Source organism: Methanobrevibacter cuticularis, from assembly GCF_001639285.1.
Lineage (GTDB): Archaea > Methanobacteriota > Methanobacteria > Methanobacteriales > Methanobacteriaceae > Methanobaculum > Methanobaculum cuticulare.
This window is the reverse complement of record NZ_LWMW01000104.1, coordinates 1-26,169: the sequence shown is the minus strand read 5'-3', so window position 1 is coordinate 26,169 and position 26,169 is coordinate 1. Positions and strand designations below refer to the sequence as shown.

Annotated in this window: 21 protein-coding genes, 1 tRNA gene and 1 pseudogene; 11 read left to right on the top strand and 12 right to left on the bottom strand. The window is 26.0% G+C overall.

Going from position 1 to position 26,169, the window contains the following annotated elements; translation table 11 throughout:
• Together MBCUT_RS06035 and MBCUT_RS10890 are read right to left on the bottom strand one after the other, a co-directional pair.
• Nucleotides 1–864: pseudogene (locus MBCUT_RS06035) on the bottom strand (hypothetical protein); the annotation flags it as partial.
• A gap of 587 nt (nt 865–1,451) precedes the next feature.
• On the bottom strand, nt 1,452–1,616 hold the full coding sequence (locus MBCUT_RS10890) for a hypothetical protein (RefSeq protein WP_157082510.1): 165 nt from the start codon (nt 1,614–1,616) through the stop codon (nt 1,452–1,454).
• 857 nt (nt 1,617–2,473) lie between these two features.
• Between MBCUT_RS10890 and MBCUT_RS06025 the strand changes: the two genes are divergently transcribed.
• The 3 genes from MBCUT_RS06025 to MBCUT_RS06015 all read left to right on the top strand — a co-directional run bounded on the left by MBCUT_RS06025 (nt 2,474) and on the right by MBCUT_RS06015 (nt 5,122).
• Nucleotides 2,474–3,094 carry a DUF655 domain-containing protein gene (locus tag MBCUT_RS06025; protein ID WP_067259782.1) on the top strand — a complete coding sequence of 207 codons (621 nt, stop codon included), beginning with the start codon at nt 2,474–2,476 and terminating at the stop codon, nt 3,092–3,094.
• Nucleotides 3,095–3,523: 429 nt separating this feature from the next.
• Nucleotides 3,524–4,405: a 16S rRNA (adenine(1518)-N(6)/adenine(1519)-N(6))-dimethyltransferase RsmA gene (rsmA, locus tag MBCUT_RS06020; protein ID WP_067259781.1), complete on the top strand. Its 882-nt coding sequence runs from the start codon at nt 3,524–3,526 to the stop codon at nt 4,403–4,405.
• 129 nt (nt 4,406–4,534) lie between these two features.
• Complete coding sequence (locus MBCUT_RS06015) at nt 4,535–5,122, top strand: HemK2/MTQ2 family protein methyltransferase (protein WP_067259786.1); 588 nt, start codon at nt 4,535–4,537, stop codon at nt 5,120–5,122.
• A 410-nt stretch (nt 5,123–5,532) separates the two neighbouring features.
• Here the strand turns inward: MBCUT_RS06015 and dapF are convergent, their stop codons facing one another.
• Together dapF and lysA are read right to left on the bottom strand one after the other, a co-directional pair.
• Complete coding sequence (dapF, locus tag MBCUT_RS06010) at nt 5,533–6,408, bottom strand: diaminopimelate epimerase (protein ID WP_157082509.1); 876 nt, start codon at nt 6,406–6,408, stop codon at nt 5,533–5,535.
• A gap of 276 nt (nt 6,409–6,684) precedes the next feature.
• Complete coding sequence (gene lysA / locus MBCUT_RS06005; protein WP_067259779.1) at nt 6,685–7,971, bottom strand: diaminopimelate decarboxylase; 1,287 nt, start codon at nt 7,969–7,971, stop codon at nt 6,685–6,687.
• Between the two features lie 527 nt (nt 7,972–8,498).
• Here lysA and MBCUT_RS06000 point away from each other — a divergent pair.
• Nucleotides 8,499–8,900, top strand: a complete 402-nt coding sequence (locus tag MBCUT_RS06000) for an NUDIX hydrolase (RefSeq protein WP_067259778.1) — start codon at nt 8,499–8,501, stop codon at nt 8,898–8,900.
• A gap of 572 nt (nt 8,901–9,472) precedes the next feature.
• Nucleotides 9,473–9,715 carry a winged helix-turn-helix domain-containing protein gene (locus MBCUT_RS05995; RefSeq protein WP_245634958.1) on the top strand — a complete coding sequence of 81 codons (243 nt, stop codon included), beginning with the start codon at nt 9,473–9,475 and terminating at the stop codon, nt 9,713–9,715.
• Between the two features lie 188 nt (nt 9,716–9,903).
• On the opposite strand, the gene MBCUT_RS05990 is transcribed toward MBCUT_RS05995, so the two are convergent.
• Nucleotides 9,904–11,076, bottom strand: a complete 1,173-nt coding sequence (locus MBCUT_RS05990; RefSeq protein WP_067259776.1) for an acetylornithine transaminase — start codon at nt 11,074–11,076, stop codon at nt 9,904–9,906.
• Nucleotides 11,077–11,449: 373 nt separating this feature from the next.
• On the opposite strand from MBCUT_RS05990, the gene MBCUT_RS05985 reads away from it, so the two are divergent.
• Complete coding sequence (locus tag MBCUT_RS05985; protein WP_067259775.1) at nt 11,450–11,872, top strand: peptidylprolyl isomerase; 423 nt, start codon at nt 11,450–11,452, stop codon at nt 11,870–11,872.
• Nucleotides 11,873–12,133: 261 nt separating this feature from the next.
• Here the strand turns inward: MBCUT_RS05985 and MBCUT_RS05980 are convergent, their stop codons facing one another.
• Nucleotides 12,134–13,093 carry a DNA glycosylase gene (locus tag MBCUT_RS05980; protein WP_067259785.1) on the bottom strand — a complete coding sequence of 320 codons (960 nt, stop codon included), beginning with the start codon at nt 13,091–13,093 and terminating at the stop codon, nt 12,134–12,136.
• 135 nt (nt 13,094–13,228) lie between these two features.
• The gene (gene hisF / locus MBCUT_RS05975) at nt 13,229–14,053 is read right to left on the bottom strand and encodes an imidazole glycerol phosphate synthase subunit HisF (protein ID WP_067259774.1); all 825 of its coding nucleotides are present in this window, start codon (nt 14,051–14,053) and stop codon (nt 13,229–13,231) included.
• A 942-nt stretch (nt 14,054–14,995) separates the two neighbouring features.
• On the opposite strand from hisF, the gene MBCUT_RS05970 reads away from it, so the two are divergent.
• From MBCUT_RS05970 to MBCUT_RS05960, 3 genes are all read left to right on the top strand, one after another.
• Nucleotides 14,996–16,198, top strand: coding sequence for an ImmA/IrrE family metallo-endopeptidase (locus MBCUT_RS05970; RefSeq protein WP_067259773.1), 1,203 nt, complete (start codon nt 14,996–14,998; stop codon nt 16,196–16,198).
• Between the two features lie 17 nt (nt 16,199–16,215).
• Nucleotides 16,216–16,668, top strand: coding sequence for a DUF4411 family protein (locus MBCUT_RS05965; RefSeq protein ID WP_067259772.1), 453 nt, complete (start codon nt 16,216–16,218; stop codon nt 16,666–16,668).
• A 207-nt stretch (nt 16,669–16,875) separates the two neighbouring features.
• Nucleotides 16,876–16,951: transfer RNA gene (locus MBCUT_RS05960), tRNA-Arg, on the top strand.
• A gap of 736 nt (nt 16,952–17,687) precedes the next feature.
• Here the strand turns inward: MBCUT_RS05960 and MBCUT_RS05955 are convergent.
• The 4 genes from MBCUT_RS05955 to MBCUT_RS05940 all read right to left on the bottom strand — a co-directional run bounded on the left by MBCUT_RS05955 (nt 17,688) and on the right by MBCUT_RS05940 (nt 21,471).
• The gene (locus MBCUT_RS05955; RefSeq protein ID WP_067259771.1) at nt 17,688–18,026 is read right to left on the bottom strand and encodes a thermonuclease family protein; all 339 of its coding nucleotides are present in this window, start codon (nt 18,024–18,026) and stop codon (nt 17,688–17,690) included.
• Between the two features lie 553 nt (nt 18,027–18,579).
• Complete coding sequence (locus MBCUT_RS05950; protein ID WP_067259770.1) at nt 18,580–19,236, bottom strand: tyrosine-type recombinase/integrase; 657 nt, start codon at nt 19,234–19,236, stop codon at nt 18,580–18,582.
• A gap of 11 nt (nt 19,237–19,247) precedes the next feature.
• Entirely contained in the window at nt 19,248–19,556 is a 309-nt protein-coding gene (locus MBCUT_RS05945; RefSeq protein WP_157082507.1) for a hypothetical protein, read from the bottom strand.
• Between the two features lie 100 nt (nt 19,557–19,656).
• Nucleotides 19,657–21,471 carry a helicase C-terminal domain-containing protein gene (locus MBCUT_RS05940; RefSeq protein ID WP_067259768.1) on the bottom strand — a complete coding sequence of 605 codons (1,815 nt, stop codon included), beginning with the start codon at nt 21,469–21,471 and terminating at the stop codon, nt 19,657–19,659.
• A gap of 211 nt (nt 21,472–21,682) precedes the next feature.
• On the opposite strand from MBCUT_RS05940, the gene cobI reads away from it, so the two are divergent.
• Entirely contained in the window at nt 21,683–22,387 is a 705-nt protein-coding gene (cobI, locus tag MBCUT_RS05935; protein ID WP_067259767.1) for a precorrin-2 C(20)-methyltransferase, read from the top strand.
• A 424-nt stretch (nt 22,388–22,811) separates the two neighbouring features.
• Here cobI and MBCUT_RS05930 read toward each other — a convergent pair whose 3' ends face one another.
• The gene (locus MBCUT_RS05930) at nt 22,812–23,606 is read right to left on the bottom strand and encodes a V4R domain-containing protein (protein WP_245634957.1); all 795 of its coding nucleotides are present in this window, start codon (nt 23,604–23,606) and stop codon (nt 22,812–22,814) included.
• A gap of 855 nt (nt 23,607–24,461) precedes the next feature.
• On the opposite strand from MBCUT_RS05930, the gene MBCUT_RS05925 reads away from it, so the two are divergent.
• Nucleotides 24,462–25,685, top strand: coding sequence for an FprA family A-type flavoprotein (locus MBCUT_RS05925; RefSeq protein ID WP_067259766.1), 1,224 nt, complete (start codon nt 24,462–24,464; stop codon nt 25,683–25,685).
• The last annotated feature ends 484 nt before the right edge of the window (nt 25,686–26,169 follow it).

The following is a 26,169-nucleotide window of genomic DNA, read 5'->3' as shown; positions in this document are numbered from 1 at the left end:
GTTGTTAATGAAACTAGAACCACTAACACCCATATTAGCACTAGTACCACCAGTAGTGTAGATAGCACCACCACCACTTGCAGTGTTGTTAATGAAACTAGAACCACTAACACTCATATTAACACCACCATTATCGTAGATAGCACCACCATAACTAGTGCCAGTGTTATTAGTGAAATTAGAACTACTAACACTCATATTAGCACCAAAATTGTAGATAGCACCACCTCGAATTGCAGTGTTGTTAATGAAACTAGAACCACTAACGCTCACATTAGTACCAAAATTGTAGATAGCACCAGCCCGATTACCTACAGTGTTGTTAATGAAATTAGAACCACTAACACTCATATTAACACCACTATTGTAGATAACACCACCATAACCACTTGCGGTGTTGTTTGTGAATGTGCAGTTGATGAAAGTCATCGTTGTTGTAGCGTGGTTATTGTATATTGCTCCACCATCCCCTGTAACATTTCCATTTGTGAATGTTATATTTATGAAAGTCACATTCACATTATTGCCTATGGTGAATATTCTGATATTTCGTCCTTGTGCGTCGATTACTATCTTATCAGTAGGTCCGTTTCCTTGTATTGTTACATTTTTGTCAATAGCTAAGTTTGTATTGTTATCTCCTGTGTAGTTTCCAATAGCTAAATTTATGATATTACCTGTAGTATCTGTTGAATTGATTAGTCCTTCTTTGATTCCTCCAACATCTGTTGAATTATCAATGTTTACAGTAGTTGCAAAGCCAGAGTTTAAGCTAATAGCTAGTAATAAAATAGTAGCTATTAGTATGCTCGTTTTTAGCATTGTTTTTTTATAATTTTTTATTTTCTCATCTCCTTTTTTCATTATTTTATATATTATTAATAATTGTAAGTTAAAAAATAGCGAATAATCACTAAATCAATTTTTTGATAGTGTCTCATAAGTAAGACTTTTAAAAAATTTAATAAAAATATTCCTCATTTAAAATCTTTAAGTATTATATAACTACCTATATTATTTTATTTATTAAAAATAATATTTAAAAAATCTATAAATTAAACTTAAAATAATATAAATTTCTTTAAAAATTAAATTAAATAAAACAATTAATTTATTATAGCTATTAATACATATTTTATCAACTATCTAATATTTAAATGATTTTTATGGAAAGTGATTTCATGAAAATTTCTAGAAAAGTGACTTATGAGACACTCCCTTTTTATTATTTTTTTATTTTTACTCATAATATCTTTCACCTCTTTTTTGAACATTAAATTGTTACTTTTTTTTATATATCGAACCATGTTTTTTCTTAAATTAATGTTCATTACAATTGCCAGCTTATTAATATAAAAAATATTTAATAATTCTACTAAAGTTATTGATTCATGAAACAATGAAAAAAACTTGTTAGTTCATGAAAAAACAATTAGTATACTATTAAACTATTAACTTTTAATTACTGGACAAACATACCTATAGTAATTACCCATATATAAAGATATCCCTTCTACACACTTCAATACAAAAACAAAAAGAAACCACAAACCAGAACTAATTTCATAGATTACCCCCCCCCCCCCTAAACATTTAAAGAACTCAAAACTATTCATACAAAAATTAAACGCATAAAATTATCTTTTTCATAAAAATAAGCTATCTAATCCCTCATCGGAATTTCCATCTATTCTTCTATTATAAAGAATAATAATATACTACAGCACAATAGCAATAATCCTACCATTTAATATATACTTAAAAAGAAGACAAAAAAAGTGTTATACCGATATTTAAATAATTACACCAATCCCCAAAAAAAAGAATACTCATCAGAATCTAACTACAGACTAATAAGCCACTGCTCCACAAAAACACCAAGACACAATAGCTCAAAAAAAAATCGAAAAGATTATAATCTATAGAACATATATTAATATCAATGGCAATTAATTTTATTTTCATACCATAATCATTATCCACACCTATTATACAAATTTAACGAAATATTAACAAGTTTTTCACGAAATAAAATATACATTATCTATGAAAAACTCATCAAAATGAAATTCCAACTCTAAAACAGAACACAATTTCATGAAAAAAATCATGAAAAAATCTAAAAACCCCCAATTTTTTACATCCTCAAAAATATTAATCAAAAATCATTTAAAAATTATGAAAATATAAATTAATATAGTTTAGATCATTATTTGAAGAAATTACTTGTTTTTTAGCTATTTTTACTAATTGAATAATCATAAAAATCAGAAATGATTTCTTAAATCTAGAAAATATTATTTTTGACATATTTTAGAAAGTAGCTATAAAACAAATATTATATGTATTAGAATAGATACTACTAATAAATAATAAGAAAAAAATAAGATAAACAAATAAAATAATATATTATTAATGAAACTATCTATTGCATATAAGATTGTTAAAAAATTTTACTTTATGTTGTGATTAAATGGAAGACAATGCAGTTATATTAGACTATTTGCCCTTAGGTTATGTGAATGAAAATATGTCTACTTTTAAAAGAAAGCCTATTGCTCAGGCTATTGGGACTGAAAATTTCACTTTATTGGAATTAACCCCAAAAGAGGATAGTAATTTAGAAATTCATGAAAATGTTTATATAGGTGCAGGAAAAAGAGATAAAATCAATAGAGTTAAAGGTAAACTTGATTTTGAAAATTTAACTGCAACAAGTAGAGTTGAAATTGATTATGTCATTAGCGAAATAATCATAGCCCATGAAAATAAATATGTTCAATTTTTCAATGAAGCAGGTCCATTGAGTACACGTTTGAACAAATTAGAGCTATTACCAGGAATTGGTAAAAAGCTTATGTGGGATATCATTAAGGCTAGGGAAGAAAAACCATTTGATAGCTTTGCAGACATAAAAGAAAGAGTCCCATTATTATCAGATCCTGTAAACACTCTAGCAAAACGAATTAGACAAGAATTAGATACAACACAAGAAAAAAGAGGAAAAAATAAATACAGAATTTTTACTCAAGGTCAAAGAAGAAGATCAGATTCTCGACATCCTAGAAACCAAAGAAATAGAAGAAGAGATTAAACTAGTAAAATATCTAGTTATCTATTTAAACAATGCATATACTTAAAATATAAAGTTTAAAGCTTTTATCTAATAGTTTAAACTTAAATCAATTATTAAGTTTAAACTCTATGATTTATTCAAATTTTTGTTAAATTGATTTTATTACTATTCTTATAATTAATTATTTCTAACAATAATAATTACAATATTAGTGATTGAAAGATAACAATTATATTATTCCTATAAATTATTATAATTAGATTATTATTATTATTATAAGTTCTTATAGTATAATATTATTCCTATAAATTCTTATAATTAATTATTTGTAATAATATTAATTACACTAGTAGTAATTATACTATTATTAATTATAATATCATTAGCTTAAGTTAAAATTATTCATACTGATTTTTATTAATAAAAGAAAATATTTAAAGTGATTTTTTGAAATTTGTTACAAATAGCTATTCCTTAGCTAAAGAAACAAAAGAGATTCTTCAAGAAAATGGTATTCATCTTAATAAAAAATTAGGACAAAACTATCTTATCGATGATTTTAAAAGAAAAAAAATCATTAGTTTTGGAGAATTGAATAAAGATGACATTGTTCTTGAAATTGGTCCAGGAATAGGGACACTAACTATAGAATTAGCTAAAAAGGCTAAAAAAGTAATAGCTATTGAACAAGATCTAAATATTTTTAATATTTTAAAAAAAAGATTAGATAATGAAAATATTCAAAATGTAGAATTAATTCATGGGGATGCAGTAAAAATAGACTTCCCAAAATTCAATAAAATAATATCTAATCTTCCTTATCAAATTTCTTCCCCAATAACTTTTAAATTTTTAGAATATGATTTTGATTTAGCTATTTTAATGTATCAAAAAGAATTTGCTAGACGAATGAAAGTTAAACTAAATACTAAAGACTATTCAAGATTAAGTGCTATGTTATATTTTAAAGGAAATTTCGAATTTTTAGATGATGTATCTCCAGAATCATTTATTCCAAAACCAAAAATAGATTCCACTGTCATCAAACTCACTCCAAAGAACATACCTATTGATTTAGATATCATAAACAATCAATACAAAAAAATATGCAAAGCATTATTTCAACATAAAAACAAGAAAATTAGAAATGCATTGATTGATTCTCGCCATGAAATTGGATATTCTGACAAAAAAGAATTAAAAAGTTTATTAAATAATCTTGTTAAAGTAGAACCAGATTTAGAAGCTTTTTTAAGTAGAAGAACTATAACTATGGCTCCCAAAGAAATCTTATCCTTAACTAAAATCTTAAAGGCAATTGTTAGATAATAAGAATTAAATAATAAAAATAAAAAATAATTATTAAGAAAATAAAAAAATAACTAAAAAACACCAATAAAACCAAAATATGAATTAAACTATCAAATAAGAACTTAAAAAGGAGAAATATGCATGAAAATGGGAGAGTTTGAAATTGAAACAAATAATAACGTATATGAACCCTCTGATGACAGTTTTCTTCTATCTGAAAATCTTATTATAGAACCTGATGATATTGTCTTAGAAATAGGGACTGGGACTGGAATAATAGCTATTTCCGCTTCTAAATTAGCTAAAAAAGTAATAGCTACTGATATTAATTTTGATGCATTAGAATTAGCTGAAAAAAACATTAAGGCTAATGATGTAGGAAATATCACTCTTCTATTTGGAGATCTATTTGAACCAGTGCAAAATATGAAATTTGATGTAATTCTATTTAATCTCCCATATCTACCAACTGAGGAATGTGAAATTTTAGAAGACAATTTAAATTATGCATTTGACGGTGGATTAGATGGAAGAAAAGTTATAAATCCTTTCTTAAATGAAGTGAAAAGTTACTTAAATGAGGGAGGAAAAGTGCAACTGATTCAGTCTTCTTTATCTAACATAGAAGAAACTATTTCTAAATTAAGAGAACTTGGATTTAAAACAGAAATAACAGCTAAAGAAAGATTTTTCTTTGAAGAGATAGTATTGATAACAGGTGTTTTAGATAGGTGACGATATAAAAGTGGTTAGAAATAATTAAATGAGTTATGATTAATATTATTAAAAAATATTAATCTGAAAAATATAACGATAAAATTAAAAATTGGGAATATTAAAAATATATAAAGATATATTTAGATATATATTTTAGATAATTTAATTATATAGTTATTAAATTATTAAATATATTTTAGATATCTCTACTAAAATTATTATTTTCAAATTTAATTTCTAGTGCTATAAAAGATATCTCTACTAAAATTATTATTTTAAAATTTAATTTCTAGTGCTATAAAAGAAATGATTTTCATGTACACGAAATGATTTTTAATGATAAAAACAAATGAATTATAAAAATAGATAATAATTTTAAAAAAAAGGATAATAATTTTAAAAAAAAGGATAATAATTTTAAAAAAAAATTAAATCATTTCTCCATTGAAAACTAATTTAGCATCTCCTTTCATGAATGCTCCTAACTCATTTTCCTTTTCATAGACTTCTATTTCTAGATCTCCTCCAGGAAGATGAACTAAAACTTTGTTATCTAAAACTCCTAATTTATTTCCAGCTAATACACAGGAAGTAGCTCCAGTTCCACAAGCATGAGTATAACCTGCTCCTCTTTCCCATGTTAGCATTACAATCTCATTTTTAGAAATTATCTCAACAAAGTGAACATTTATTCTCTCTGGAAATGCCTCATGGTTTTCAATAGCTGGACCATAATTATCTAAATCAATATCTTCAGTATTTTCAGTGAAAATAACTGCATGAGGATTTCCAACATTAACTGTTGTCATAGCTATTGCCTCACCATTGACTATTAGATCTTTTTCCAAAAATTCATCTACTTCAGCTATCATTGGGATATTTTTTGTTTTAAAAGTTGATAATCCCATATCCACTCGGAATAGCTTAGATAATCCATTTTCAGCTGTAATTTCTACAGTTTTAATTCCACCGAGAGTTTCAACTTTAATAATATCTTTTTTTATGATGTTATAATCATAGATAAACTTAGAAAAGCACCTAATTCCATTTCCACACATCTCAGCTTCACTACCATCTGCATTGAAAATTCTAAAACGTATGTCTCCCTTTTCTTCTCCTTCACCAGAAGAAGGAGTTATAAATATGACACCATCTGCACCTATAGAAAATCCTTTTGTGCAAACCTCAATGGAAAAATCTGTTTTTTCATTTTCAGCTATTAGTTCTTCTTTACTTTCATCAATAACAACATAATCATTCCCAAGACCATGCATTTTTGAAAATTTTAGTCCTTCTAAATTCATTCTCATAAACCTACATTTATAAAATTTTAATCCTTTAAATTTATATTAATTATGTAAAATAAGCCTAAGTAGAATCTAAATAAATACTAAATAAACCCTAAGTAGAATCTAAATAAATACTAAATAAACCCTAAGTAGAATCTAAATAAATACTAAATAAACCCTAAGTAGAATCTAAATAAATACTAAATAAACCCTAAGTAGAATCTAAATAAATACTAAATAAACCCTAAATAAAACTCTAACTAAACCCTAATTAAATCATACACACTTTAGCTATTTTTTCAATCTTTCTGGAATTATTTGTTTATTAAATAAATCATTGAAAGTCTCTCTTTCCCTTATAATTTCAGAATCACCATTATTAACTAAAATTTCGGCTGTTCTGGGTCTTGAATTATACTGAGAAGACATTGAAAATGCATATGCACCAGCATTCATAATAGCTAAGAGATCTCCTTCTTCTATCTTTGGAAGTGGCCTATCTCTTGCAAATAGATCTCCAGATTCACAAATATTACCTGCTACATCTATTTCTTCAATTGCTTCTTCATTTGCTTTATTAGCTACCACTATATGATGATAAGAACCATACATTGAAGGCCTAAGAAGAGTGTTAAAACCTGCATCAACACCAACAAATTTTCTATAACTTTGTTTTACGGTATTAACTTTAGTTAATAAATAAGCAGCGTCTCCAACAAGATATCTTCCAGGTTCAATGTACATAGATGGTTTACCCATACCATATTCGTCTAATTTACCTTTAAATATTCCTGTAATCTCATTTGCAAATTTATTGATGTCAAGGATATTTTCTTGAGGTTCGTATGGGATTCCAAGGCCCCCACCAAGATCTAAGAATTCGAAATCTACATCTGCATTTTGAGCTACATCTCCAGCTATGTTCATTAAAGTTTCAGTAGCCAATTTAAATGGTTCAGGATCCAATATTCCAGAACCTATATGAGTATGCATACCTACAGGATTAAATCCCATATTTTTAGCCATTTTATAAACTTCGGCAGCTTCACTTTCCATGATACCAAATTTACTCATTACACCACCAGTGATACAATGCTCATGGTGTCCTGCTCCAACCATTGGATTAACTCTAAATGATATCTTGTATTCTTCAGGGTCTACTAATTTAGACAAACGTTTAAGCTGAGAAATAGAATCCAGATTTATCAGAACACCTGTTTCATCAACATATGATAGTTCTTCATTAGTGACATTGTTACCAGTGAACAATATCCTATCTGGAGAAAATCCTGCTTCAATAGAAGTGTAAACTTCACCAGGAGAAACTGCGTCAATATAACTACCTTCTTGCTCAAGAATTCTCATTACAGACAAATTAGTGTTAGCTTTACATGCATAAAGTATTTTAAAATCATTATAATACTTAGTGAAAGCACTGAATACTCTGTTATAATTATCTCTGATTCTTTTCTCATCAATTACATATAAAGGAGTTCCATACTCCTCAACAAGATCATTAGCATCAGCACCACCAATATCAACATGATCTTTCTCGTTTATTTTTAGATTTAAATCCATTTTGCTCCTCCATGAAAATAAAAAATAAGTTAACATTAAATATATCTATTTTTTATTATATAAAATTATAGAATAATAATGATAAAAGATTATAAATCACCATAAATATCAAATTATGATAAAAATAATAATAAAAAAAGTTTCAGATAAAATATTTATATGAAAATAGAAAAATTCCCTTAAAAAGGTGTAATTTCTTAATAAAGTAATAAAAAAGGACAAAAGTAATAAAAAAATGATAAAATGCTATTGGAAGATATTAGTTAAATATTGATAAAAATAAAAAGTAAGTAGCTAGCTTATTAGATAGCTATGAAGACATATGCCTCTTACCATTTATTAATATTGTTATTTCTATTTTATAAAGGTTTATATCTTATGAAACCTATATTATACTTGGTAATCTTAATGAACAAATGACTAGTTCTAACATCTGAATAAAACTGTTTATTTCTAATGACTTATAAATTTATAGGGTTTTTTGTTTAAAGACAATTTAAAAGAGAATGAAATTAAAGGGTGATTTGATGGATATTCCATATGGATTAACAATGCGAGGACTATTAAAAAGACAAAACAAAATTCTAATTTTAAAAAGACATCCTAACTCCAGAACAAATCCTAATCGTTGGGAGCTGGTAGGAGGTAAAGTAGACCCTGGAGAAAACTTTGATAAAGCATTGATTAGGGAATTTAAGGAGGAAACAAATTTAAAAATAAAAATAGCTGATTCGATAGGAGCTGTTCAAGAAGATTTTCCACATAAAAGAACAGTAGCTCTAGTCATGAATGTTGAATTTATATCTGGTGAATTTAAGATAAGTGACGAACATATTGACTGGAAATGGGCAAATATGGACGAAATTAAAGAATTAAATTTATCAGGTTGGTTTAAAAAGCTATTAATTGAAAAAAATTATGAATTATAAATACTTATTTTCACCATAAAATAAAATTATTAATAATGCCTTTTATCTATAAAGATCGAAAACATGTAATAAACGATGTACATGAATATTTGCATATTCTTTTTCTGAATGGTTGACTGAAATCTCTAAAAATTAGGAGGATAATTGAATAATAATCTTCTGATCAATTATCCTCAATTTAGTTATTATACCCCCAATACAATAACGTTATTTAATAAATTTCAAATTATATTTTCAATATTAAATATTAAGTATAATTAGAATACATAATACTTAATTTTAATATTGTACTAAACTAGTATTTAAATTATACTAAAAAAATATTAAAAATTATATCAAAATATAATAATGTAGTATGGAAAAGTAAAGTATTAAAATAGCTATTAATATTACATTAAACCATTTTGTAAGAATAGTAATTGTAGTATATCATTAAAATTGATATTATAGTAATATAGTAATTAAAATATATTAAAAATATATTAAAAATAGTATTATAATATACTAACAAATATATAAACTAGTAATAATTCTATATTATGAGAAAGGAACTTATAAAATCAATAGCATATGTGAAAGTATCAAAATATAGAACTAATGTATTACTAAGCATTGATAAGGAATTAAAAATGCCTTCAGAAATAGCTAAAGAGACAAATATAAGAATTAATCATGTAAGTAAAGCACTTAAAGAATTAAAGAAAGAAGAACTTGTAGAGTGTATGAATGAAGAAACTAAAAAAGGAAGATTATACAAAACTACAGAAAAGGGAAAAGAAATTATAAAAGTCATATCTAAAAAAAGAAACAAATGACAATTGAATAGTTACTATCTATAGCTAATTTTGATTCTATTGAAATGGAAATATACACTGCTTCTTAAAATAGAAATAAAAACTAATATAGATAAAAACTAATATAGATAAAAACTAATATAGATAAAACTAATATAGATAAAAATTAATTTGTTTCACCACAATATGCTTATAGATAATCTAAAATATTAAATATTAGAAAATGTTTCATCTAAAGCTATTAAAAATGTATTAATCTCTTCTTTTGTCAAAATCAATGGTGGAACAAAACGTAAAACTTTTTCTGCAGTGCAGTTGATTAAAAATCCTTTTTCTCGAAGGTCATCCACAATTTTTGCCCCTTCCATGGATAATTCAAGACCTAACATTAATCCATGACCACGAACATCTACAATGAAGTCATATTTATCTTTTAATTTATTTAGCCCATTTTTAAAATATTTTCCAATTGTCTTTGAATTTTCAACTAACTTTTCATCTATTATCACATTAATTGAAGCTATGGCTGCAGAACAGGCAAGTGGACTTCCACCAAAAGTAGATCCGTGATCTCCTGGTTCAAATCCAGTAGCTACATCACCAGTGACCAGCATCGCACCCATAGGAAATCCTCCAGCTATTGCTTTAGCCGTAGTAGTTATATCTGGTTTTACATCTGATATTTCAGAGGCGAACATGACCCCACATCTACCAAAACCTGTTTGAACTTCATCAATAATCAAAAGTACTCCTTTATCCCTACATATAGTTTCAACTTCTTTTAAATATTCAATTGAAGGGATTCTGACTCCACCTTCACCTTGAATAGGCTCAAGCATTACAGCTGCTGTTTTATCACCTATAGCATCAGCTATTGCATCAGAATCGCCATAAGAAACGTGTTTAAATCCAGGGGGGAGTGGTTTAAATGGTAATTTATATTTATCCTGACCTGTTGCTGTAACTGTGGCTAATGTCCGCCCATGAAAAGAATTTTCAGTAGCTATTATTTCTCCTTTACCAGTATATTTTCGAGCTAGTTTTATAGCTGCTTCATTAGCTTCAGCACCACTATTTCCAAAAAATACCTTATCATGAGAAGAGATTTCAGTTAGAAGTTTAGCTAATTTCAATTGTTCCTCAGTATAATATGCATTAGAACAATGAATCATAATTTTTCCTTGTTTAGCTATTGCTTCAGCCACTCTTGGATGAGAATGTCCAATGTTATTTACAGCAAATCCTGCAAATAGATCTAAATATTCTTTTCCATTTACATCCCATACTTTAGTTCCTTTTCCATGGGATAAAGCTATTGGTTGTCGCCCATAAGTATTCATTATATACTGTGGATATGAATCAATTATTTCCTTATTATTCATGTTTATTTCTCCTTAAATTAATAATTAATAAATTAAAACCTTTAATCGTTAAGAAGTTTTAAAAAAATCTAAAAATAGCTAATGATAGCAAATCTTAATATTCAAATATTGAATAAAATAATTTTGTTTATAATCATTTATATACTTACTATTTTAATTTTTGAAGAATTTTAATAATAATATCAAAATAGCTATTTAGAAAGATAATAAATAATTAAAAATAAAAGAAGAATAAATTGAAATAATTAATTATAATAGCAATTTCGAAAAATAATAAAAAATTAAAAATAAATTAATAATAATCATAATATACATAAATTAAATATATAACTAAAATCAATCTATTAATTACTGAAACTTTAAGGTGATATTTATGAAGAAAGCTATTATTGAAACTGAAAAAGGAAATATAGAATTAGAATTATTTGAAAAAGATGCTCCTAATACTGTGGCTAATTTTGAGAAGTTAGCTAAAGAAGGATTTTATGATGGATTAACTTTTCACAGAGTTCTTGAGGATTTTGTTATCCAAGGTGGATGTCCAAAAGGTAATGGAACAGGTGGTCCTGGATATCAAATAAAATGTGAAATAAACGATAATAAACATGGCACTGGTGCTCTTTCAATGGCTCATGCAGGTAAAGACACTGGAGGAAGTCAGTTTTTTATAACTCATTCTCCTCAACCTCATTTAGATGGTGTTCATACTGTCTTTGGAAAAGTAATAAATGGAATGGATACTGTAAACTCCATAAAACCAGGAGATAAAATGACAAAAGTAACTGTTACAGGTTAAATCCTCTAACATTACTTTATTAGTAACCTCAATTATTATTCTTATTATTCATTAAAAAACCTCAATTATTATTCTTATTATTCATTAAAAAACCTCAATTATTATTCTTATTATTCATTAAAAAACCTCAATTATTATTCTTATTATTCATTAAAAATATATTAAAAATTAATTATATCAAAAGAAATTTAAATAACAAATTTATTTTTTATTCTCTTTTTTATTCATTAAAAAATTGAATTTTATCCAAGATTGTAATAATTATTTCAATTTTTTCATTAATCCAGATTTACGAGCATAATGGAATAAATACAATTGCACATATCCTGCATAATCTCCAAATTTTTCCATTCCAAACTCACGAACTTTAGGAACTGATATATCCTCTCCATTGAAGTATAGGTGAGATATTATTCTTTTTATCCAGACATCAGAAGGAAAAGCTTCTTTAAATCCGAATCCATATAGAAGGATACAATCAGCTACTTTTGGTCCAACTCCTGGAAGATTCAATATTAAGTCAAATGCTTCTTCATAACTCATTTTTGGAATTTCAAACAAATCCATTTCAAATTCAAAAAGTTCGCTTGTTTTCATCATATAAGGAGCCCTATAACCTACTCCACAAGATTTAAGATTATTAATACAATATTCAGTTTCAATAGTTCTATTACAAGCTTCATATTCTTCAAAATTATCTTCATAAATATTCATAAGAACAGAAGGTGAAGGAAAAGTATAAAAAGTTCCTGAAGAAAATTTAACATCTTCTCCCCACTTTTGACGAATTTTAGTTATTGATTTAGTCCATCTAGCTATTGAATTATTAGCTGAAGATATCGAAGAAATAATACATTCAAAAGGATCTTTAGCTAAAAAAAGTCTAAGACCTTTACAAAAATCAATAGCTGGGCTGAGCTTAGAATCTTCAGCCATATGATTATATAGTTTATTTAAATCAAAATTAAGATCATATATTCTAGTTATTTCTTTTTCTATCAATTTTTTATTTATTTCCAGAGATTTATTAGATATTGGAAGCTCATAGTCTATATTTAATTCATTAATACTTTTTTGATAAACTTTTAACAATATTGGAGTATTATCTAGCGTCATAACATCACAATAGCCATTTACACAATTAGCTATTTCTTGCCATGGTGGCTGAGATGTTTGTCCTGATTCTTGAGTAAGTTTTAGGTCAAATAGAATATTTTTCATAGTTAGATCACTTTTAAACTTTTTAAAATTTGTATTTTTAAAATTTAATGAATGAAATTTAAATAATTTAAGATTTAATTCAATAGTTCCTTGCCATATCTTAACCATCAATTTTAAGGTTTATATCCTCATAGATTATATCCTCACATTGACTCCTTTTTCATTTAAATACTTTTTAACTACAGGAACAGGATATTCATTAAAGTGGAAGATACTAGCTGCTAAGGCTGCACTTGCATCAGCTATTTCAAACGCTTCAAGAATATGTTCAGGATTTCCAACTCCTCCAGAAGCTATTACAGGAATGTCTGTTTCATTATTAATAGCTTTAGTAAGTTCAAGATCATAACCAATTTCAGTCCCATCTCTATCCATAGAGGTTAGAAGAATTTCTCCAGCCCCTCTATTTTGACATTCTTTCGCCCAATCAATTGCATCTATTCCTGTAAATTGGTTTCCTCCATATATACTGCAATCAAACCAACAAAGACCATCTTTAGTTTCTATAATGTTTTTATCTGAGGCTTCTGATTCTTCATTGACATATCTCCTTTTTGCATCAATCCCAACTACACAGGCTTGTGTCCCAACTACCTCAGCAGCTTCAGTAATAAGTTCAGGATTTTGAATAGCTGCTGTATTAATAGAACATTTATCTGCCCCAGCTTTAAGCATGTTAACATAGTCATCAACTTTCCTAATTCCACCACCTATACATATAGGTATGAATACATTTTCTGTCACAGATTCCACAACATTCTTCATGGTAGCTCTTTTATCTCTTGAAGCAGTAATATCTAAAAGGACTATTTCATCCGCCCCATCTTCATAATACTTGTTAGCCAGTTCCACAGGATTTCCAGCATATTTAATCTGTTTAAACTCTATTCCTTTAACAACACGTCCCTCTGGAACTTGTAAATCACAATCCAAGCACGGAATTATCCTTTTTGTTAACATTCTCACTACTCCTATTCTATTATCCCTTTAAATTATTATTAAAACTCAAACATAATAAATTATCCCCTTGACTTATTATTAAAATTCAAACATATCCTTAATAAATATGCACCAATTAATAATAATTAATATCAGTTATAGAATTTCTATAATAAAATTAATATTTTAATCAGATCGATATTATTAATTAGTATTATTAATTATTATTTAGATATTATTAATTATTATCTTATTTCATTATCTATTAATATAACTTATAAAAATAAAAATAACACCAATAATTAACAAAAAATTCTAAAAAACAATGTAAATTATTAAAAAAATGATAAATAATAATAGATTATAATAATAACAATACTTACGGAAGTATATAGAATATGGCAACTGCAATAGTAAAAACAACTATCAATATTAAAAGAATTAAAATTAAAAGCTAGTAACGAAAATACTGCACAGGCCGAAATAGTAAATGAAGTATTGAAAAAAGGATTAGAAATAAAAGAAAAACTAACAGATTAAGGATAAATAAACCTACTAAATGAATTTAAGAGATAAAATATGTAATAATCAATTTATAAAAAAACAATAGTTAATTTTTAATTATTTAAAAAAAATAAGCGGGCCTGAGGGGATTTGAACCCCTGATCTGAGGATCCGAACTACTTCAAAAACTCACTAATTATACATCATTTTTGACATATATTTAAATGAAAAAGTATTATTAATTTTACTTCAGTAAATATATATAGATAATAATTATATATAATTTTATAGGATTTTATATACATAATCTCTTATTAATAGTCATATATAAAAATCATCTTTTTAATCTCATAATTTTTAGAATCTTTCTTTTATAATGTAAATTAGATATGGAAAAATTTAATATAAATACAAGTACAATATAATAATAACTAATAAATTTTTAATAAATGGGATAAAATGAGCTATAGAGTTAATGTTAATCCTGCTATGATTAAATGGGCTAGAAAAAATGCAGGGTTCGAGTTTGAAGATTTACCGAAGTCTCTTAATAATGCTCCTTTATGGGAAAATGGTAATTTAAAGCCTACCTGGAAAGATTTAAGGAATTTAGCTAAAAAATATAAGAGACCTCCAGTATTTTATTTGAGATCAGAGCCTCCAAAAATCGATGAAATTGATATTATAGAGTTCCGTTCAGATGATAAAATTACTGAATTTAGTTCAGCTTTAAATTTAGAAATTAATAAAGCTAAGTTTCGCAGAACTGCATATATAAATATTCATAATGAAATGAACATGAAAATAAAAGATTTTTCTAAAAATGTGATTAAAAATGAGGCTAATTATAATAAAGAAACAGTACAACACTTTGATAAAGCTATTAGAAACTTATTAAGGGTTTCTCTTGAAAAACAATCAGAATGGATTGAAAATGATAGTGGAAATAAGGATTATTTACATTCAAAATTTTTATATGAATGGAAAGAAGCAATTTCAGAGTTAGGCATATTAATTTTTGAAACTGAAAATGTTTCAGAAAATGAAATGAGTGGATTATCTCTATATTATGATAAATGTCCTATAATTTTATTAAATGGAAAAAACAAACCTAATAGGAGAATTTTTACTTTAATTCACGAATTAGGTCATTTAATGATGGGTGTAAGCACTATATGTGATGTTGATATAGATAATAAAAAAGAATTTTTATGTAACCAAATTGCTTCTGAAGTTTTAATTCCTCTTGAGTCTCTTAAAAATGCAAAAATATCTAAAAATCAATCAGTTAAAAATCATGAAAGTGAAGAATGGACATCAAGACAATTAGGAGCATTATCCCATATTTATGGTGTGAGTAAGCAAACAGTGATTATACAATTATATAAATTAGGCAAAACATCGAAAAATTTCAAAAATTCAACTATAAATGCATTGAAAGAACATGGTGCTATATTGAAAGATAAAGAAAAGGAAAGGCTTAAAAATAGTAAAGGTGGGGGCATGTCTCCAGTCAAAAAAGTTAAAAAATATGATGGACAGCCATTTTCAAGATTCATTGTCTCTGCTTATGAAAATGAGGTAATAGGTCCTACAGAATTTAAAAGATACTTAAATTTACCTATTGATTCAATAGATTCTTTATATGATGAAATTTTTTAATTATTCAAGTGATTTAAATGTGTTTTATTATTGATACAGATTCTTTGATAAATTTAAAACGAAATTATCCTACTAATGTTTTTATAAGTTTATGGGATAATATTAAAGATATGAAATTGAATAAAGAATTAATTTCACTTAAAGAAGTCCAAGCTGAATTATCAACAGAAGATCGGATTTTCTGGACAACTTTTCACGACATGACTGGGAATTTTTTCATTGAGGCAACTAATGAAGAAATGGACAACTTAAAAGAATTAGAATGTTTTAAAGTTTATGATACATTATGGTGTGATGGAGAATCATTAGCTGACCCAATTTTAATATGTGTAGGACTACATAATGATTATACTGTAATTACTCAAGAAAATCAAAGGAGTGAAATGAGAATTCCTTTTGTTTGCAATGAATTAGGAGTTAATTGTTTAAGTACAAATCAATTTTTTGAAAATCAAAACTGGAAGTTCTGATTTTTTATTTTTTCATGATGTATCATATGAAAAATTATTTAAGCTAAATTAACAAAAGTAGTACTTTATTATATAATATCTATATTAGTAAAAAAATTTTAAAATATTTTTACTAATTAAATACATAAAATTAAATATTCAGTTCTATAAATGATTTTAATAGAATTTTAATCACTTTACAATTTAATATTAGATTTTTATCTTTAAGGGCCTGTGGTCTAGCCTGGAATATGACGATGGACTTCGGATCCATAGGGCAGGGGTTCAAATCCCCTCAGGTCCGCTTTTTTATTCTTTTTAACAATTTAATAATATATATTCTATTTTTAAAGCTCTTTTTAATGTAATGATAGTTGATGACCAATGTGGAAAAAACAAGTAAAAAATTCCACAGACAATCATCAATAAAAAAAAGTTGGTTGGTTAGGATTTGGTTAGGAATTTTTTCACTAAAAATTCACATTCAACATTTAAGGTTAGGATTTACTTAGGAATTTTTTCACTAAAAATTCACATCTGCAATTAAGGTTATAAATATTCTAAAAACAAAATAATCATGAAATCCATGTTTTGCCAGCATCTTCAAAAAATGTCCACATATTGATTGCATAAACAATATCCAGATAATAATTATATTCGAAACCATTAAATATATAAACTAATTGAAAATGATAATTAGTTCATCAAAAATAATTTTTTTGTCTACTTTTCTTTTCTTAGTGTCGTTCCGTCTTTATTTCCTAATTTAAAGCTTCTAATATTCATTTAATATTTATAATAGCTTAAATATAAATTAAATATCCCAAATCAACTAACTAAAATTAGTAAATTAGTTTAAAAATATTTTTAAAACATTGCAAAAATGAATAAGTATTATTTTAAGATAAAATAAAACTAAAAAGAAAAATAAGATAGAAATAAAGAAATTAAAGCCCTATATAGAAGATAAAAAAAAAGATATAATAATTAAAAAAAGAGTTAGCTAAAAATATTGTTATAAAAGAGTTACTTGATAAATATTATGAACCATATTTTTTAGCTAAACCTCTTTCTAATAGTGTTTCATTATAATTAACACCATCAAGATAGACTGTTGCTACCCATCTACCATATTTGTCTGTTTTTAAGGGTTTATCTGTTTCAATAGCTATTTCTTTATTAAGTAACTCTTTTGTGACAATGTTTTTAGCTTCTTTACCTTTTTCTTTATCTGCTCCAGTTAATTCTGGAGTATCGATTCCATCCAATCGGAATCTTTCGAATATATGTACATTAAATCCTAAATCAATGTCACAGTCGATTGTGTCACCATCAATTACTTTAGTTACTTTTGCTTTGTAGTTATATAATTTTACCATGTTTATCACCAGATATGTTTTATATTATAAAATAACATTGAGAAATCATTTTGATTATTCAATGTATTATGATAATTAAAAAGCAAAGACTCTCTATAATAATACCTTTTATTTGATATTTATTATATACTTTTCGATTTTTTTATCATAATCATAACATCATCAAAAAAAAGCAATTTGATTCAATAGAAAAATGACATTACAACATATAAACTAAATTGAAATTGATAAATATTTTATCAAAGATAAAAATTATCACCATAATAAGAGAATAAAGATTTTTTCCTATTAGCAAATATAGGAAGTACTACCATATATAATTTACTGAGTATATATTAGAAGAAGAAGGCTCAGAACCATCATCAGAAGAAGTATTGTCATATATAATTTACTGAGTATATATTATATCATTAAAAATTCGACTTTAAATAATACTAACTACTTTATTCATTTAATACTTTTAAAAACTCAAATTTAAATTAAAAACTATTATTCAACTAATTAAAATTATTTAATAACTTTTAATCTATTAAAAATGAAAAAAAGAAAGAAGTTAAGATTTAGAGACCAATTGATTTTTATTACTCAACAAAATATCAACAGACTCTTTAATTTTCATTATTTCACTTTCTAAATTTTTATTATCTTCATTGACTATGTTTTCTTTTTTATTGATTGTTAAATAAGGAATCAAAGCTTCGTAATTTTTTCTTAGATAGCTATCAAAACTATCTTCACTATCAACAGCATCATAAACCTCTGGATTAGACATGTTTGGAGGTGTATGACCAGTAAAAATGCTTATAACATCTAATTCTGTGTATTTATCAGTTTTAACGACTACATTGGTTATATTTCTTCTACATTTAAAAATAAAATAAGTACATTCACCACTATTAAATGTGATACATAAATTACCATCCTTCTTAGTCTTAACAGGAAAAAAATCATAACAAGGAACAATATTATAGGGATTTTTAGATAATATCTCATCTAAGTCATAATCATGATTATAAATAGAACTTGCATCAAGAAAATCTTCAATCGTTAATTTCACAACATCACTTACACGCATGCCAGAAGTGACTATAAAAGAAATAAAAGCTTTATCTCTAACTTCTTCACAAAAATCTAAACCTTTTTTAACATCATTCCAGAAATGAATATCTCTAATCCTTGTTCTTGCAATTAGAGGGTTATACTTTAACATCCTAGGCATTTTCACTTAATATTCATTAAAAAGAGCACGAAATACCCATAATTTACCTTTCTTAGTACTTTCACTATTATTTTTATCCTCCAAAAATTATTATACATGAATTGATACAAGCTAACTTTTCGTTCAGATATGTCTAATATCTGTGGATTTCCATTTTCATCATTGAACGGTTGTTCTTCTTTTTTAGCTTCAACTATTAATTCATAGGGTGTTTTAGCAGTTAATTCATGTATTTCTTTAAAAACAAGGTTATAATGTCTTATTCTTTGCTTAGATAAGTTTCTTCTTTGTATAAGGTGTATTAATTTCATATCTGTTTCTGAAAATTTCATTTTTATTCACACGCCATCTAAATTTTTTTTTTTTGAGCTTGTGAAAATTATGAAATAATCTAGTTAATAACTAAGGAAATCAGTCCCTTTCAATAATAGCTTCTTTAAAGAATTCTGGTACCAATGATTTATACATAGGACTCTTAAACAACATTCTAATGTCACCATCTAAAATATAGGTATAACAAGAATCGTCTTCAGCTCGCATTCCTCTTCCATATGCTTGCATTAATGTCATTACAGTTTTGTATGCATACCAACGTTGATCTCTCTTTTTTCTCATATTTACTTGTTTATCTCCAAGATAAGGGAAAGGAACCTTATAAATCACTTGAAATCTGCATTTATCATAAGGAAGATCTACTCCTTCACTCATAGAGGGACTAGCTAAAACTAAAGGATCCTTACTTTTTTCAAAATGATCTAATACACGCTCTCTGTTTAAAGAATTATGAGAAATTAGTCTGCCACTAGGCATTTTTTTAGTTATATATTCTTGACATTTATAGCTATTTGTATGAATCAATCCTTTGTCATTTTTATGACGTTTTAAGATTTCTTCTAATATAGGAAGAGTTTTTGGAGCTGTGTACTTGACTCTATTGGCTGACATCTTTCCAGCTATTTTCAATTCAATTGGACGTTTAGCTGGTGGAAATGGACTATCAGCTTTGATATGATATACCTCTTGTGGTTTTAAGCCTAGCCATTTTGAAAACATTTTATGTGAAAGTATAGTTGCACTTAAAAATAGACAGACTTCGCCATGTTTAAAAAGATAGTCCTTGGCATATTGATGAACTCTAAGGGGCTTAAAGGAAACTCCTGCCTCATTTGGATCGATTACCCAATTTTTAGGTTCTTTTTCTAGATTTTCTTTTAGTTGTTTTAATCTTCTAGTCGTTGAATTAATTCTTTCAGCTTTATTTTTAGGAAGATCTTTTATGTCTATATCATTATACGCATCTTTAATTGCATCAACTTCCATTATCCAATCCTTAATATCTCCTTGTTTGACAATATTAGGAGTAATAGATTTTTTAATATCATTTTGAAGGCTTTTGTTATATAAATTAAGCTCCATACTCCTCATCAGCTTATTTTCAATATTATGGGCTTCATCAAGAATAAGTAAATTTCTAGGAGCGAAATGTTTAACATAATTCAATTCAAGAATTGCATAATCATAATTCATCAAAGTAATTGGAGAATTTATGGAGTTAGCCTTTTGCTGCCAGTAATGACAATGTTCATCTGATTGAAAAAATATTGGGCCTCCAAATGAGTCTTCAAATGCTTCTGTAGCACCTAATGTTGGATTTTTACCTACACCATAAGGACAAAAGAAATTTTTTGAACTAGGAGTTGTTTTACATGTCCCAATATCACAAGTTGAGTCTAAATCATCTTGAAGGCAATAAAAATTTCCTCTTCCTTTAACCAGTGGAAATCCAAACTCATTAGCATATTGTGATTGTAATTGTTTTGTCATGGTAAGAATATAAGCTGATTCATACATACGTGATAAGGTAGTAGCTATTCCTGATTTTCCAGTTCCAGTTCCAGCTTCAAGGATTATATATTTAAATCCATCTTCAATAGCTTCATTGATATCTGAAATAATTTCAAGTTGTCCCTCTCTTGGATTTTCAAAAGGAAAATTTTCAATTATTTGATCATCAATGTTCGGAAATCCTTTTTTCATCTGATTAATGATATTTTTTGGTAAGGAATGATCTGATATAGAATAGCTATCAGGTATTTCCGCTGATTCTGTAATTTTTGGTGTTTTTGTTGATGAAACATTAGAATTTTTATTCAATGAATTAGAATTTTTGCAGATACAGCTATTTTTCATCATTCCACATTTAGAACAAAAAAGAGAATTTGACATTGTAAATATATTAGTGATGATGCTATAAATAAATGATAGATAGTGTATGTGAAAAATAATATTTTATTAAAATTATTTTTCATTCTATGAAAAATAGCTATTAAAAAAGAATATTAATATTAATAAATAGAATGAATAGTAATAAACATTTACTGAAGAAATAATGTTCTAATAAAATTATATAGCTAATAAAATAATTTTAGGTGATTTCTTGAGAAAATTAAAAGGAAAATTGATTGGAATAGGTGTAGGTCCTGGAGATAGTGAACTTATAACACTAAAAGCAGCTAAATTGTTAGAAAAAATTCCAATTATTTGTTCTCCACGTTCAGCTCCTGGAAAAAAAAGTATAGCTCTTTCTATTATAAGCCCTATAATTAAAAATAGAAAGGAAGATGAAAATTTAAAAATTTTAGAACCTGTTTTTCCAATGACCGAAAATGAAAAAATGTTAGAAAAACATTGGGATGAAGCTTCAGAAATTATAGCTACTCATTTAAATAAAGGAAAAGATGTAGCTTTTATAACACTTGGAGACCCTTCAATTTACAGTACATTCACATATATTCAAACAAGGTTAGAAAATGACTATGAAATAGAAATGATTCCGGGAATCAACTCATTTACAGCCTGTGCATCAAGCATGACTAAGCCATTAGTAGAAAAAGATGAAATATTAGTGATTATTCCTAAAATTGATCATAGAATGAATTCTCTACTTAAAGAAGGAGATAATTTTGTATTGATGAAAACTTCTAGAAATACAGAAGAATTAGAGAATATGATACATGAAGAAGAAGGAAAAAAAGAAATTATCTCAGTTGAAAATTGCACTATGGAAAATGAAAAAATAACTGAGGGATTTCCTAATAGTAAATCTTATCTAACAACTACTATCGTTAAATTAAAAAAATAGTTAGTAATTAAATATTAGCTAAGAGTAACAGCATAAATAGAATAAACAAAATAAAAATAACCCTAGTTAAATAAAATAAACAAAATAAAAATAACCCTAGTTAAATAAAATAAACAAAATAAAAATAACCTAATTAAATAAAATAAACAAAATAAAAATAACCCTAGTTAAATAAAATAAATAACTATTAAAATTTTAAAAGTTCTTAATAAATAAAATAATAAATAAAATGATTTTTTAAAATAAAAAAGATATAATAAAAATAATTAATCTTTGGAATTATATTAGTAAATATAGTGTTTAAAAAATAAATAAAATATACATTTAAAAATATAACTTTAAATAATAAGATTTAATTACTTATTTAGAGTTGCATTAATAAATAAAATATTTACTAAGATTGTTCTAAAATAAAAATAGTTCTTTATTCTACATGATCTACTTCGAATACGCACTGTTCATCTCCCATTGCGAAACATTGAGTTTCGATTACATTAACCTCCTTTTTTAAATGAGAAGACATGAAAGATTCAAGTATTCCTGTATCTATTAAACATGAAGGCTTCCCTGTTTTAGGGAGTAATCCACATTCAAAGCAATCTTCTGATGTTATTTTAATCATATCCCCTACTTCAAAACTAAGTTTACCTAAGCCGTATTTTTCCCAAAATTCAACTAAGTTTTCTAGGAATGCATTGGTATCATCATCTTTAAGTTTATCATACAAAGCTAATCCTATACGTTGACCTGCTTCGTATAAAATAGGATTTATATTGATTCCTTCCTGAATTAAAGTTGATCTAAATGTATGGAACAATAATAGTGTGAAGTTAAATTCTTCATTTGGTCCTTTATTTATAATATTATCTAACAAAAATTCTATTGTCTGTTCTTTAAGTACCAAAGGTTCAGGAGGTTCAACCTCACCTAAAAATCGAGAATTTATATAGAATATTTTTTTTCTATTATCATCCGGATCAAATTTAAAAGATATTATTCCATTTTCTCTTAAAGATTTTAGATGAACTGAGACTGTTGATTTAGATTTTCCTGTGTTTTTAACTATATCATTAAATTCCATTTCGCTATCTTTTAGCATAGACAGAATGATGAGCTTAACAGGACTTTTTATAACATCTACCCCAATTTCTTTATATCCTTTTGAGAATATTTGAATTGGTCTTTGTTTTTTTATTTCAGTAATTTTTTTAATATCCATTTGAATACACCCAGTTAATAGTATAATGTTTTAATCAATGATAAATAGATTTTTATCTATAAAAAGTCATAAAAGCGAAATCATGCCAAATTATTTTCCTATTAGAAAATATAACAATTTATCTTCTTAAATTATTTTCCTATTAGAAAATATAACAATTTATCTTCTTAAATTATTTTCCTATTAGAAAATATAACAAGTTAATTATTATATTATATTATTATATTCTATATATAAATTGATATATTTTGTGGAAAATAAGTCAACATTGAAATCTATTAATATTTTATTAAAAAATTATAATATGACTATTATATAGTTATTAAATACTATGTTATTTTCATAAAATACGATGAAATCACTTATTCTTGAAATCGTTCGTATATATAAATACTAATTAACATATATTGTTTTGTTTGTACCTATATATAAATCTTTTTCTAAATGGAATATTCGAAAAATCTATTTAAATACAATAAAAGTCATTTATTATATAAGTAAAGTAAGAAAAAAGAATACTATTAATAATTTTCAATAGAAATAAATGATTATGATTTATTATAAAAAAATAATATAATTCGTATGGAATGAAACTTGAATTATATCATAGTTGTTATATGTTATGATAATTAATTTGCAAAAATATAAGGAGAATGAATTAGAAATATTTATATAGGATTTTCAACAAATAAAATATTATGTTCATGATTATACGAACAGTTTTAAAAAAATTTTAAGAAAAGTATGATATGGAACATTAAATGAATGTAGAAAAATAGATGTATATGGACAAAAGATTTATGGAGTCTATATACAGATATGTATAAAAAATTAATAACTAAAAGGAGACATAAAATGAAAGCGAAAGCAGAGAAAATAGGCGATGGAGTATACTGGATTGGTGTACTTGACTGGGATTTAAGAACTTACCATGGATATACTTTAGATGGGACTTCATACAATGCATATTTAGTATTTGGTGATGATAAAGTCGCATTAATTGATAATGCCTATCCTGGAAAAACTGAAGAACTAATGGCAAGATTAGAAGATGCATTCCAACAAGAAAAAAAGCCTTTCAAAGTAGATGTATTAATCCAAAACCATATTGAAAAAGACCACAGCGGAACCTTAGTAGATTTACATAAAAGATTCCCAGAAGCACCTATATACTGTAATGAAATAGCAGTTAAAGGATTACTTAAACATTATCCTTCACTTGAAGGATCTGATTTTAGAACTGTTGGAACTGGTGATGCATTAGATCTTGGTGGAAAAACTTTAGCATTTTTAGATGCATTTTTACTACATTGGCCAGATAGTATGTTTACATTACTTGCTGAAGATGGAATTTTATTCCCAAATGATGCATTTGGACAACATTTATGTTTCTCCAAAAGATTTGATCATGAAATTCCAGAATATATTCTTATGGATGCAACAAAAAAATTCTATGGAAATTTAATTGTCCCTCTATCAAAATTAGTTCTTAAAAAGTTCGAAGAAGTGACTGAACTTGGTTTACTAGAACAAATAAAAATGATTGCACCTTCACATGGACAAATCTGGACTGATCCTATGAAAGTAATCGGCGCATATAGTGAATGGGCTACAGGAAAATGTAAAGACAAAGTAACCATCATATACGACACCATGCATTATTCTACCCAAACTATGGCTCATGAAATAGCTGAAGGAGTAATGGCTGAAGGATATGAAGTTGAAATGTACTATTTGCATGAAGATGAAAGAAGCGAAATCGTTAAAAGTATACTAGATAGTAAAGCTATTGCATTAGGCGCTCCCACTATAAATGATGTTCCATACCCAAGCGTAGGGGACTTATTATATTATTTAGAAGGACTTAGATTCCAAAGAACAGGCATTGAAAGATTAGCTGTTACCTTTGGATCCATGGGAGGAAAAGGAGGAGCTCCTGAAAAGTTAGCTAATAGTTTAAATGAATCTGGATTTAAAGTAATTGATGAATCTGAAATTTATTACTTACCAGATGAAAAAGAAAAAGTTAATTGCTTTGAGTTAGGACAAAAATTAGTTCAAGAAGCTAAAAAATTATAATTTCAATAGCTTTCAGAAACAATAAAATCATGAATCATTAATAGCTAAACTTTGAAATTATCTAATAGAACATTAAGAGTTTAAATCTCTCTATTGTTCTATTTATTTTAATTAATATTTTAGGAATAGATAAGATTACTAAATTATAACTACTAAGCTTATCATATATTACTAGACTACATCAAATTAATAGACTATGTGAAATTATATAATGAAATACGAAGAATAGCTAATACAAAAAATGTAGAATTAATTATTAAGTTAGAGTTGAAGATTGGGAATCAATACCAATAACTATTAATAATTAATTCAAATATAGTTATAGTCCTGAAAGAAAAGATTCTAATCAATGGTTTATTGGAATATTAATTTATTTCATGAATATAAGTTGTTATTATCTTTAATTTCTAAAATAATCTTTAATAATTTTATTATTAAAAAAATATATATTATGATTATTTAGATTGAGAAATAAATGAATATA